Raw genomic sequence first — 12,979 nt, 5'->3', positions numbered from 1 at the left:
TTCTTTCCTATTCAAATTACGCACTTGCGCAAGATTGCGAGTAGTTTATTGAATTTGGCAGACATTGCAAGCTCAAATTTCGTGGTCTAACCACAATCAAGCCTGCAGTTGATGCAGATCACCCCATGAAGGCGGTAACAGCCTGCCGTTCCCTTTAAACCATGTACATGCCGCCATTTACGTGAAGAGTTTCTCCAGTAATGTAAGCAGCAGAGTCAGACGCTAAAAAGAGGACTGCGTTAGCAATTTCCTGCGCCTGGCCAAGCCTTTCCATTGGCACCTGAGACATAATAGCTTTTTGCTGCTCTTCCGTCAGCTCATCTGTCATGTCTGTCTGAATAAATCCAGGAGCAATAGCATTAACTGTAATTTGACGAGATGCAACCTCTCTTGCAAGAGATTTTGTAAATCCGATCAAACCAGCTTTAGCTGCAGAGTAGTTAGTTTGCCCTGCATTGCCCATTGTGCCTACGACAGAACCAATATTGATAATACGTCCGTGACGCTTTTTCATCATTGGTCTCATCACCGCTTTTGACGTGCGGAAGATAGATGTTAGGTTAGTATCTACGATATCTTGCCATTCGTCATCTTTCATTCGCATTAACAAATTATCACGAGTGATACCTGCGTTGTTAACGAGGATATCAACATCGCCAGCTTTTTCTTTAATTGTTTCAAACAAAGACTTAACAGAATCTGAATCTGTTACGTTTAAAACAAGACCATGACCTTTATCGCCCAAGTAAGCTTGAATTGCTTCAGCGCCACGTTCGCTGGTTGCAGTACCGATAACCACAGCCCCTGCAGAAACTAAAGTTTCAGCAACTGCACGGCCAATACCACGACTCGCGCCAGTAACTAAGGCGACTTTACCAGTCAGATCAAAACTTATACTCATCAGATTTCCTTATTCGGTCAACGCCGTTAATGATGCTACATCGTTTACAGCTTGCGCTGAAAGTGAGCGATTAATACGCTTAGTAAGACCTGTTAGTACTTTTCCAGGTCCCATTTCAAATAATTTAGTTGTGCCTTCAGACGCCATTACCTCAACAGTCTCTGACCAGCGTACTGGACGATAAAGTTGGCGTACTAATGCATCTTTAATGTCAGCAGCTGCCGCTGGGCTCGCTACGTCAACATTGTTAATCACTTTTACGCTTGGCTCATTAAATTCTATTGCATCAAGTGCTATAGCAAGCTTTTCTGCTGCAGGTTTCATTAACTCACAGTGAGAAGGCACACTAACCGGTAATGCAACTGCCATCTTAGCGCCGTTAGCCTTGCATAATGCAGCAGCACGCTCAACAGCGGCTTTTTCACCAGCAATAACTACTTGACCTGGGCTGTTATAGTTAACAGGGCTCACTACTGCACCTTCGGAGGCGTCTTCGCAAGCTTTAGCAATCGCATCGTTATCTAAACCGATAATGGCGAACATTGCCCCTGTCCCAGCAGGAACAGCTTGTTGCATTAATTGGCCACGAAGCTCAACTAATTTTATTGCCGCTTCAAAATCAATGACACCTGCACAAACGAGTGCTGAATACTCACCTAAGCTATGGCCTGCCATGACACTTGGTAGTGCCTTACCTGATGCCAGGTATGCACGGTAAATCGCGACACTTGCCGCTAATAAAGCAGGCTGGGTTTTATCGGTTTCATTTAGGGTTTCAACTGGACCTTGCTGAACTAAGTCCCATAAATCATATCCTAGGACTTGGCTTGCTTGTGCAAATGTCTCACCCACAACAGCATGTTGCTCAGCTAGCTCAGCCAACATACCTAATGCTTGTGAGCCCTGACCAGGGAATACAAAAGCCGTATTTTCCATATTTATCTACCTTTAAAATCGATGTCTACTAACGAATACAAATGAAGACCATCATTAAAAACGAACTAAAGCACTTCCCCAGGCAAATCCTGCACCGAAAGCTTCTAGTAGTAACATTTGACCGCGCTGAATACGACCATCTCTAACCGCTTCATCTAGCGCGATAGGCACAGAGGCTGCTGACGTATTACCGTGCTTAGCAAGCGTTAACACTACTTTATCTAGACTCATATCAAGCTTTTTAGCTGTCGCTTTAATGATTCTAAAGTTAGCCTGATGCGGCACTAACCAGTCTATCTCAGATTTATCAATATTATTGTGACGTAATGTTTCAGTCACAACATGAGACAGCTGAGTCACAGCAACTTTAAATACATCATTGCCTTTCATTGTCATATAACCAACAGCTTCAGAAGTCTCACCTTTTCGGGGTGGGATTGAACATTTAAGCAAATCGCCTTGACGACCATCTGCATAAATATGAGTTGAGATAATCCCAGGTTCCTCTGAACGACCAACAACAGCCGCGCCAGCACCGTCACCAAACAAAATAATGGTTGAACGGTCTTCTGGCTCACATAAGCGTGACAGTACATCAGCGCCAATCACCAATACATTTTTTGCAGCACCTGACTTAACAAACTGATCGGCAACAGACAATGCATAAACAAAGCCAGAACAAGCCGCTGCGATATCAAATGCAGGAATAGTATGAATGCCTAGCATGGCTTGGATTTCACAAGCTGCTGCAGGGAATGCATTAGCTGCACTTGTGGTACCACAAACAATCATGTCGATTTCTGTGGCATCAATACCAGCCATTTCAATAGCTTTTAAGGCTGCTTGATACCCCATGGTCGCAACGGTTTCGTCCGCTGCAGCGATTCGACGTTCTGAAATACCAGTACGTTCAACGATCCATTGATCAGTGGTCTCAACCATTTTTTCAAGATCGAGATTACTACGTACCTGTACGGGTAGATAACTACCAGTACCAAGAATTTTTGTATGCATAAGGAATTTATCAGCTATTAATGTCTAAAAGAATCGACTCAAGACGATCTTCAATCATCTGTGGGAGTCGACGTTGCGCTTCTGTCACTGCTAAATTAATTGCTTGTAAAAAAGCAGCTTCATCCGCACACCCATGACTTTTTACTACAATTCCGCGCAATCCTATCAGACTTGCACCATTGTAGTGGTCGGGGTTCATCTGATTTAACAAAGAACGTATCCGTGGAGCGATGATTTTCGAAAGTAGGCGTACAAAAAAGCCCTCTCCGAGTCCTTTTTTTAGTTGGTGAACCAACAAGCGAGCAATACCCTCTGAAGTTTTCAAAGTGATATTACCGACAAAACCATCACAGACGATTACGTCTACGTTACCAGAGTAAATTTCATCACCTTCAATAAAACCGGTATAGTTTATTTGAGGGATCTGTTGCAGTAATTGACCAGCTTGTTGAACCTGATCATTACCTTTAATTTCTTCAATGCCGACATTGAGTAAAGCGACTTTTGGCGCCACTGTTTTATCAACAGTCTCGCTGAGTACAGAGCCCATAACTGCAAACTGAAATAACGTTTCGGAATCGCAAGAAATGTTCGCACCTAAGTCTAGCAAATAAACTGGCGTGTTATTGACCGCAGGTAAGCAGCTAACGAGAGCTGGGCGGTCGATGCCGGGTAAGGTCTTCAGTAAAACTTTAGACATCGCCATTAACGCACCGGTATTGCCTGCACTTAAGCACGCTTGCGCTTTTCCATCACGAACGAGCTCAATAGCCAAACGCATGGAACTTTGCTTACGGTTTCTGAGGGCGTGTACAGGCCGATCTGACATAGTAACGACTTCTGTCGTGTGTCTGATCTCAATGCGACTTTTGATTGCTGGTTCGGCAGATGCTAAATGTTCGTCTATTTGGGATTTATCGCCCACTAGTACGATTTTTAGGAGGGGGTTTAAGCGAAGTGCCTGCAAAGTTGCAGGCACTGTGATGCGGGGACCAAAGTCGCCCCCCATCGCATCTAACGCAAGCGTCAGATTTGTCATAAGGGTCTCAACAAATTACTTGTTGATAACCTTTTGACCACGGTAGAAACCGTCCGCAGTCACGTTGTGACGACGGTGAAGTTCACCACTCGTTGCATCCACAGATAATTGAGCTGTGCTCAAAGAATCGTGTGAACGACGCATACCGCGCTTTGAACGAGATTTTTTATTCTGTTGTACAGCCATTGGCCCTGTCTCCTAGATTACTTGCTCTTCAGTTTTTCTAACACTGCAAACGGATTTGGACGCTCCTCTTGAGCGGGTTCGATCTCGCCTACCACTATATCTTGCTTACCAAGATGACAATCTTCATTCTCATGCATGGCAATTAGAGGCATAGCGATTATCAATTCATCTTCGATCAATTGATGCAGACGAATTTCGCCAATTTCATTGCACTCAATAGGCTCATACGCATCCGGGAGCTCATCGATTTCAGTTTCAGTCTTACAAAGGCCGAAACTAAACTCGACCGTAACCTCAGTGGTAAATAGTGTCATACAACGTTGACAATCCAGAGTGAGCTCCGTCACAGCCTTCCCGTTAAGGTAGACTATCCCCTGTATATCGACGCCACATTCAAGCGACACTGCCACATCAGAACAGTCGCCGGCACATAATTCATTTAATCGCTTTAACTGCTTACCAGGCACCAAGCCTTCATACGAAATCTGGCTACTGGCAGCGCGAACGGGATCAATTGAAACCGGTATCTTTACTGTTTGCATAAGGCGCGCATATTACCGTGAAATTCCACAAAGTCAATACCCTCATAAGAACGTATTGAATTATTGCTGACTTCACCGGTTAAGTGAGTTGTTAGGTAACCGCATTGTACAAGAAACAAAGCAGGCATTACATTATATTTCATCTATAAATACGTTTAAGTGTTCGTTAATCCATCGCGTCATTCTATTTTTGTGATGCTGTTAATAAAGCGCATCACAAAAGTCTGCATAACAGCCTCTTTATATATGGCTAAAACTAGCAGAGTTTGCAGATAGGCGCTGAGTTTATTAGTACTATCAGCAGTTGAAATACCTTTTCTTGGGGAATGAATGGTGAAAATCTTAGGGAATGAGTGGTAAAAGCTCCTTCATCGAACATAGAAATTTATCTATTTAGGTAAATTCTACAGCGCTATTCTCACTCGTGAATCTTTGACGCACTAGATCCTGCTATGAACAATATAAAGTTAAAGCGCCTTTATATGCTTATAGAGGGCAATAGTTACCTTTACCCACTCTAACTACGAACCTTATAATTGTGCAGTGACTAAGAGATATTACTCTACCAAAACACCTATACCGTTAATGGTCCGCTTTAGTCGCTTTTTCTATCTGCTTAATGCCCGATGCCCAATCAACTACCACGTGGTCTAGCTTAGCTATAACTTCTCTGGCCAAAGCACCTAGCACCATAGCTGCTAAAATAGTGGGATAAAAAGGACGACTAACATCACCACTCAAATGAACAACTACTGATAACATGATTATGATCGCAAACCACAACTTAAACATTTAACTTCTCCGCCTTAAAACTTGCTTACAACTATAACGAGTTAGCCTGTACAGAAACTGAATACGACACTATTGCATCATAATCCCCACCTTCTCGATCTATAATGTAGAAATCGATTTTATAATAGGTAATCCACAGGAGTTATTCACAGACACACAAACGGGGGTATTTATAAACGTCTAATAACAAATAAGCCATTTACCGACAAAGCGAATCTAATCCAGTAAAATAGTAGAACTATTTTACTTATGACGTGTATAAGTTGCTTATCGAAAGCTCGCGTAAGTTATACACGTTTAACACCAACAAGGTATATCAATGACAGCTGCTATAGTGCTTGCATCAACCTCTCCATACCGCCAACAGGTATTAGAAAAACTGAAACTGCCGTTTACAACTTATTCTCCAGAGGTCGACGAAACACCTCTAGAAAATGAATCACCTTATGAGCTGGTTTTACGTTTAGCAAAACTAAAAGCTGCCGCAGGCGCCGCGCAACATCCAGACAGTATAATTATAGGTTCAGATCAAGTTGCTGTAATTAACGGCTCTATTATCGGCAAACCACATACCCGTGAAAAAGCCATTGAACAACTCTGCATGGCAAGCGGACAAGCAATTACCTTTTATACCGGACTTGCATTACACAATAGTAGCAGTGGGCAAATTGAAGCAATTGTTGAACCTTTTACTGTCCACTTTCGCACATTAACCCACCAACAGATCTGCCGCTATATTGATATAGAGCAACCTTTATATTGTGCTGGCAGCTTTAAAAGCGAGGGACTTGGCATTGCATTGTTTGAAAAGCTTGAAGGAAAAGATCCTAATACATTAATTGGTTTACCGCTCATTTCACTGATTGATTTACTCCACCTACAAGGTATCAATGTACTGTAAACTTTTACCACAAAGCACACAATTACAGGCATTGAGCGATAAAATATACGGCAGATATAAGGGAACTACACTAAAATAAGGCTAACTAATTAGATTTAGGTATCGTAACTTTCATTCAGTAAATACAAATCTTGACCAATAAACAATTGCTTAATGAATAGAAAGTTTCTGCATGCGGTTCAACGATTGAGAAAGGGATATGACCAATATTGAAGAAGCGCTTGCACTGCTTGCTGCCCCGTGTACCGATGAACGTTTTTTTCCTCGAGCGTTAAGTGCATTAACGCTCGTGACTCAATGTCGATGGGCTGGCTTTGTCCGACCTTCAACTAAGAAAGGCTTTGCTGAAGTCGTGGCTTTTTGCGACGGGAAGAAAAGCCTACCTGGTTTCGAATTTGAATTTAAAAACTCCCCTTGCGAACAAATCTACCTAGCACAGAATAAACAACACCTTACTTTTACTAACGAACTACAGCAACGCTTCCCCAAATTTGAGCTCCTAAAAAAATTGGGAGCCAATAGTTATCAAGCTGAAAAAATATTCAACGAACAGGGCGATATACTCGGGCATATTTTCGTCATAGATTCTTTACCACAAGTTGAAAATACCAAATCAAAAGAGTTTTTCAGATTATTAGCTCAGCGAGTGGGCGTAGAATATCAACGTCAGATCATTAACCGAGAGCTAAAACAACGTCAGGATATGATCGCTTCATCTGAGCAATATATGTCTTTTGTAGATACAGATTATATCTACAGAGTCGTATCAAAGGGCTACGAATCATTATTTAACCTTAATCAAGCTGATATTATTGGCCGCCCTGTTTATGAATTACATGGTTTAGCCGTTTTTGAAGGGCAAATAAAGCCGTTACTAGATCGCTGTATGCAAGGTGAACAGATAAAAACCCAATTGTGGGTTCACCCCCCACATATAGAAAAGCCCATCTTTTTAGACATCCACCACAACCCATATTATGATGCCAACGGCAAAATTAAAGGCGCGATTGTCTCAGCACACAATATTACCGAGCTCGAGAAAGCAAAAAATAAGGTTGAGTATTTAGCCAACCACGATAGCTTAACAGGGCTCGCCAATAGGCGTTCATTGTTCGAACAGTTCCATAGTTTATTGGATCAAGGCGTTAGTAACGATAAAAAAATGATCATAGCCTATATCGATATCGATGACTTTAAATCGATTAACGATAACTTTGGCCACAAAATCGGTGATTTGGTTTTAAAGGAGGTGGCCAATACTTTAACCAAAGTCAGTGAAGGCGAAGATACTGTTGCAAGAATAGGCGGTGATGAGTTTGTACTGTTCACAACTTGCAATAACATGACAGACTTTGGTTATCAAAGCCTATTACATCGATGGCGAAAGCGGTTACAGCAAGCCTTATGTAAACAAATCACTATTGATGAATACGAGATAACATTAAGTGCTAGTATTGGTTTACATTTAGTCACAGACACATCGACAGAACTATCGTCACTAATCAGTAATGCTGACAATGAGATGTTCAAGCACAAACAAAATGGCGCCGCTCAGCAATAATAAACCAATAAACTATACTGTTTATTTCACGCTAATACACAATGGATAAGTTACGCTCAACGTCTAATTTACAGCCACTTTATCGATTAAATCCCAGTGCCTCAGAGTAGCCAATCACATTGATGCAGGCTTACCTTAGTATTTGCAGTAATTCTAATGGCTGATGAATAATCGCTTTGGGTTTAGCCAGTAGCAATGTTGATTCGCTATGTGCACCATAACTGACACCCACAGAATCGATACCCGCGTTATTTGCCATATTCAGATCATGCAGAGAGTCACCAATCATGACGGCACTCTCAGGCTTAACCTTTAACTCTTCAAGTAATTCAAAAATCATATCAGGGTTAGGTTTACTCTTTGACTCGTCAGCACAACGACTCGACTCAAAGTAATGCCCTAAATTCGTTTCTGTAAGCACTCGGTTTAAGCCGTTACGGCCTTTACCCGTTGCTACAGCCAAACGATAATCCATGCTACGTAATTCATTAAGTAACACAGCACTACCATCAAACAAGGGGCTAGGAGTGCTATTAAGTGTCAAATAATGTTCTTTATACGAATTAATCATAGGTTCAAAGTCTAACACTGACTTCAATGGATAAAGCGTTTTTAGCGCCTCTTCCATTGATAAGCCAATGACATCTCTCACCGCTTGTTCAGTCGGCGTATCAATAGATAACGTTTGAGCCATCTGCTGCATACAAGTAACAATTTTACTGATGGAATCCATTAAGGTTCCATCCCAATCGAAAATGACTAATTCGTATGGCTTCATACTTTCTTTAACTTCTTTAAGGTTGATTCTAGTATTGGGTCTAATGGCGCTTTAACCTGCATAACCTCTTCCGTTTCCGGATGAGTAAATTTTAGCTGCGCCGCATGCAAGAATAATCGATTTAATCCTTGAGCACGCATTGAGTCATCAAACTTTTGCTCGCTGTATTTTTCATCGCAGGCAATTGGGTGACCAGTAAACTGACAGTGAACACGAATTTGATGAGTTCGTCCGGTAACAGGGCTCGCTTGGACTAACGTTGAATCGCTGTAGCGTTGTAAAATTTTAAAGCGAGTCTCAGACTCTTTGCCTTCTTTATTCACACGAACAATACGTTCACCTGATTTAAGCGTAAGTTTTAGTAACGGTGCTTTTACCACTTTATCGTGTGCTTGCCATTCACCTCTTACCAGTGCTACGTAGTCTTTCTGCATTTTCTTATATCTTAACTGATCATGCAGATGTCTTAGTGCACTGCGCTTTTTAGCAATTAACAACACACCAGATGTTTCTTTATCTAAACGGTGCACTAACTCAAGAAATTTCTGTTGAGTACGCAACGAGCGCATCGCTTCAATAACACCAAATTCAACACCACTACCACCGTGCACAGCAATACCTGATGGCTTGTTTAGTACAATGAGGTATTTATCTTCAAATAAAATACGTTCTTCAAGTTGCGAAACTTTTGTCAATTTAGCAGAGGGACCCGGACGCCCTTCACTCTCTGATACCCTAACAGGTGGAACACGTACCACATCCCCATCAGCTAATTTATACTCTGGCTTTATGCGCTTTTTATTCACACGCACCTCGCCCTTACGTACAATCCGATAGATCATACTTTTAGGCACGCCTTTAAGTTTTGTTAGAAGAAAATTATCTATACGTTGCCCAACGTGGTCTTCATCAATCGTAACCATTTGGACTTGTGCTTTTGGAGATGGAGTATTCATACTGCGCCGTTATGTATTTCGTTGCCACGCATTGTACAACAACTGAAAAGAATTGTGCCTTTCCATTTGCTGATTTTATCTATTATTGCTATATTTCCCTCGCTATCGCCGACTATGACTGGGTAAAACATGCCTAAGTCGGCCTTACATGACGTTCCAGAACGAGACTAAAAACGTTTAAAGTTTGATAGTAAATCATTGATTTACGGGTCGTTGTATCAATCAAAAGGCAAGAACATACGCCTTCACGACTAAATCAAAATGAAAACCCAACTTACAACTGGTTTCTCGACTGAAACGGCCCCAATTTCGAAGAATAATTTTAACTCGTCGTCAGACGCTACCATTTCGAATTGGCATTACTGGAAAGTACTTAAAGAATTTATGGGGTTGGTTGACATTTAACAACGAATTCCTTGTTTTTTGTAAACATAAAAAAATAAGCCATAAATAGGATGCGACACGCAGCGAATGCGTCTAACAGTTAATGCGCACCTTGCCTAGAGACTAACCGTGAGGTTCTGTTTTTTAATCCTAGGCCCGTAATGCAGTGAAAGTAGTAACGTTTGATGACCTTATATAAAGAAGAATTACGTCATCATGAAACGGATGTTAATCAATGCGACTCAATCTGAAGAGTTGCGCGTTGCCCTTGTTGATGGGCAACAACTGTATGATTTGGATATTGAAAGCCCAGGTCATGAACAAAAGAAAGCCAATATTTACAAAGGCACAATCACGCGTGTAGAGCCGTCTTTAGAAGCGGCTTTTGTTGATTATGGTGCTGAGCGTCACGGCTTCCTTCCTCTAAAAGAAATTGCACGAGAATACTTCCCTAAAGGTTACTCTTTCCAAGGCCGTCCTAGCATTAAGGAAGTGGTCAAAGAAGGTCAGGAAGTTATTATTCAAATTGATAAAGAAGAGCGCGGTAACAAAGGTGCAGCCCTTACTACCTTTATCAGTTTGGCAGGTTCTTACCTAGTTTTAATGCCAAATAACCCTCGCGCCGGCGGTATTTCACGTCGTATCGAAGGTGATGAGCGTACTGAACTGAAAGCTGCACTTGCTGAGCTTGAAGTACCACAAGGCATGGGCTTAATCGTCCGTACTGCCGGTGTTGGTAAAGACCCAGCAGAGCTGAAATGGGATCTTAAGGTACTACAGCACCACTGGGCAGCCATTAAAGAAGCTGCAGAGAGTGCTCCAGCTCCATTTTTAATCCATCAAGAAAGTAACGTGATTGTTCGTGCAATTCGCGACTACTTACGTCGTGATGTTGGCGAAATCTTAATTGACCACCCACGCATTTACGAACAAGCAAAAGAACACGTTTCATTAGTTCGTCCTGATTTTGTTGAGCGTATTAAGCGTTATGACGCTGAAGTACCATTATTTACGCACTACCAAATCGAAACTCAAATCGAGTCAGCTTTCCAACGAGAAGTGCGCCTACCGTCTGGTGGTTCAATTGTTATTGACCCAACTGAAGCACTAACCTCTATCGATATTAACTCTGCTCGTGCTACTAAAGGCGGCGATATCGAAGAAACTGCTCTAAATACCAACTTAGAAGCTGCTGATGAAATTGCACGCCAATTACGTCTACGTGACTTAGGTGGTTTGGTCGTTATCGACTTTATCGATATGACGCCAGTACGTCACCAGCGTGAAGTTGAAAAGCGTATGCAAGACGCTGTTCACCATGACCGTGCACGCGTACAGTTAGGTCGTATTTCACGTTTTGGTTTGATGGAAATGTCACGCCAGCGTTTACGCCCTTCTCTAGAAGAATCAGCTGCGCACCTTTGTCCTCGCTGTCATGGCCAAGGTACTATTCGTGGTACTGAATCTTTAGCGTTATCAATTCTTCGTCTAATGGAAGAAGAAGCAATTAAAGAAAACACATCGCAAATTGAAGCGGTTGTGCCTGTTGATGTTGCCGCTTTCCTATTGAACGAAAAACGTAAAGCAATTCGTATTACTGAAAAACGCCACAATGTTGAAGTGTATGTCATTCCAGATCCAAATATGACAACACCTGACTACCGCGTTGTACGTCACCGTAAAGATGATCAAATCAGTGAATCTAGCTACAAGCTACTTGAAAAAGAAGAAGCTAAGCTTTATGAACCACGTAAACTAGAACGTGCTGCAGCTCCACAACCAGCACTCAAAGGTTTCTCTACGCCGAAAAAAGCGGTCATTGAAGAAGCTAAACCTGCAACAGCTCCTAAGAAAGAAGAGCCAGGTTTCTTTGCTAAGATAGCCGCAGCGATTAGCTCACTATTTGGTGCAAAAGAAGAGCCAAAAGTCGAGCCTAAGAAGCAAGACAAAGACAACCGCAATCAAGGCCGCAATAATAACCGTCGTAACAGTAATCGCCGTAATGATCCTCGTCGTAACCGCAACGACAATCGCAGCGATAACCGTAACGATTCACGCGGTGACACGGAACAGTCTAAAGAGAAGAGAGCGAAAAATAGTCGCAATGATAACAATGACTCTCGTTCAACTTCTGAAGAGACGAACAAGCGTCAACCACGTAACGATAAAGCGCGTAAAGACAATAAGCCTGATTCGGCAACGAATGAACAGCCAAAGCAAGAAGCTGCACGTGAACGTCGCCAGCGTCGTAACATGCGTCGTAAAGTACGTGTGAACAACGAACAGCAAGAAGAGCTAAAAGCGGACGTTGTAGTAACTGACGCGCCAGTACAAGCGAAACCATCGACAGATGACAAGCCAGCTAAGCCAAAACGTCAACCACGTAAGCCGAAAGCTAAAGTGGAAACTGTTGAAACAGAAGCTGTTGAAACCGTTAATGCTGAAGATTCAGCAGTTGCTGCAACAAAGCCTGTCGTTGAAACAAAACTTGAAACCACTGACAGTGCGCCAGTAACAAGTGCAGTTGAAAGTTCAGAAGAAACTATGGCATCAGAAGACAATACTCGTGAACCTCGTGAAGGTCAGCGCAGAAGTCGACGTAGTCCACGTCATTTGAGAGCCGCTGGTCAACGTCGTCGTCGTGATGAAGATGCTCAAAATAATGAAGATGGCTCAGCTGTCCCCGCTTTTGTACCTAATGAGGTAGAAACCGCTGTTGAGGTTGCACTTGAGAAACCAGCAGAAACACCAGCGCCAGTAGTTGTCGTTGCTGAAACTATCGTAGAGCCAATTGAAGTTGCATCAGTACAGATGCCACATGTTGAAACACCTGTTGAAGTGAAAGCTGAGCCAGTTGTTGAAGCTAAAGTTGAAGCACCTGCAGAAGTGAAAGCTGAGCCAGTGGTTGAAACTAAAGTTGAAGCGCCTGTTGAAGTGAAAGCTGAGCCAGTTGTTGAAATTAAAGTTGCAGCGCCTGTTGAAGTGAAAG

The 12,979-nt window shown here is 42.3% G+C and carries 12 protein-coding genes; 3 read left to right on the top strand and 9 right to left on the bottom strand.

The genetic code is table 11. The features are described 5' to 3' along the window. Positions 1-154: 154 nt before the first annotated feature. From fabG to AB4298_RS16265, 7 genes are all read right to left on the bottom strand, one after another. Positions 155-901 (bottom strand): 3-oxoacyl-ACP reductase FabG, encoded by a 747-nt coding sequence (gene fabG, locus AB4298_RS16295; protein WP_248997431.1) that lies wholly within the window; start codon positions 899-901, stop codon positions 155-157. A 9-nt stretch (positions 902-910) separates the two neighbouring features. Beyond that, positions 911-1,837, bottom strand: coding sequence for an ACP S-malonyltransferase (gene fabD / locus AB4298_RS16290; RefSeq protein WP_248997432.1), 927 nt, complete (start codon positions 1,835-1,837; stop codon positions 911-913). 54 nt (positions 1,838-1,891) lie between these two features. Beyond that, entirely contained in the window at positions 1,892-2,851 is a 960-nt protein-coding gene (fabH, locus tag AB4298_RS16285; protein WP_248997433.1) for a beta-ketoacyl-ACP synthase III, read from the bottom strand. 10 nt (positions 2,852-2,861) lie between these two features. Then, on the bottom strand, positions 2,862-3,890 hold the full coding sequence (gene plsX, locus AB4298_RS16280; RefSeq protein ID WP_248997434.1) for a phosphate acyltransferase PlsX: 1,029 nt from the start codon (positions 3,888-3,890) through the stop codon (positions 2,862-2,864). Positions 3,891-3,905: 15 nt separating this feature from the next. Then, positions 3,906-4,076: a 50S ribosomal protein L32 gene (rpmF, locus tag AB4298_RS16275; RefSeq protein WP_020913118.1), complete on the bottom strand. Its 171-nt coding sequence runs from the start codon at positions 4,074-4,076 to the stop codon at positions 3,906-3,908. Positions 4,077-4,093: 17 nt separating this feature from the next. Then, positions 4,094-4,618 carry a 23S rRNA accumulation protein YceD gene (gene yceD, locus AB4298_RS16270; RefSeq protein WP_248997435.1) on the bottom strand — a complete coding sequence of 175 codons (525 nt, stop codon included), beginning with the start codon at positions 4,616-4,618 and terminating at the stop codon, positions 4,094-4,096. Between the two features lie 582 nt (positions 4,619-5,200). Continuing rightward, on the bottom strand, positions 5,201-5,410 hold the full coding sequence (locus tag AB4298_RS16265; protein ID WP_248997436.1) for a hypothetical protein: 210 nt from the start codon (positions 5,408-5,410) through the stop codon (positions 5,201-5,203). Between the two features lie 319 nt (positions 5,411-5,729). On the opposite strand from AB4298_RS16265, the gene AB4298_RS16260 reads away from it, so the two are divergent. Both AB4298_RS16260 and AB4298_RS16255 read left to right on the top strand, forming a co-directional pair. Then, on the top strand, positions 5,730-6,311 hold the full coding sequence (locus AB4298_RS16260; protein WP_371987494.1) for a Maf family protein: 582 nt from the start codon (positions 5,730-5,732) through the stop codon (positions 6,309-6,311). A gap of 199 nt (positions 6,312-6,510) precedes the next feature. Further along, on the top strand, positions 6,511-7,872 hold the full coding sequence (locus AB4298_RS16255; RefSeq protein WP_371987492.1) for a sensor domain-containing diguanylate cyclase: 1,362 nt from the start codon (positions 6,511-6,513) through the stop codon (positions 7,870-7,872). A 130-nt stretch (positions 7,873-8,002) separates the two neighbouring features. On the opposite strand, the gene AB4298_RS16250 is transcribed toward AB4298_RS16255, so the two are convergent. Both AB4298_RS16250 and rluC read right to left on the bottom strand, forming a co-directional pair. Then, positions 8,003-8,650 carry an HAD family hydrolase gene (locus tag AB4298_RS16250; RefSeq protein ID WP_248997439.1) on the bottom strand — a complete coding sequence of 216 codons (648 nt, stop codon included), beginning with the start codon at positions 8,648-8,650 and terminating at the stop codon, positions 8,003-8,005. Continuing rightward, positions 8,647-9,606 carry a 23S rRNA pseudouridine(955/2504/2580) synthase RluC gene (gene rluC, locus AB4298_RS16245; protein WP_248997440.1) on the bottom strand — a complete coding sequence of 320 codons (960 nt, stop codon included), beginning with the start codon at positions 9,604-9,606 and terminating at the stop codon, positions 8,647-8,649. Before rluC ends, AB4298_RS16250 begins: the two co-directional genes overlap by 4 nt. A 600-nt stretch (positions 9,607-10,206) precedes the next feature. On the opposite strand from rluC, the gene rne reads away from it, so the two are divergent. Continuing rightward, a partial coding sequence (gene rne / locus AB4298_RS16240) for a ribonuclease E (RefSeq protein WP_371987491.1) occupies positions 10,207-12,979 on the top strand: 2,773 nt, incomplete at its 3' end.

This window comes from Shewanella sp. 10N.261.52.F9 (assembly GCF_041471165.1).
In the GTDB taxonomy this organism is placed as follows: Bacteria; Pseudomonadota; Gammaproteobacteria; order Enterobacterales; family Shewanellaceae; genus Shewanella; species Shewanella marinintestina.
Note: the sequence above shows the minus strand (reverse complement) of the source record. Positions and strands in the feature narration are given on the sequence as shown.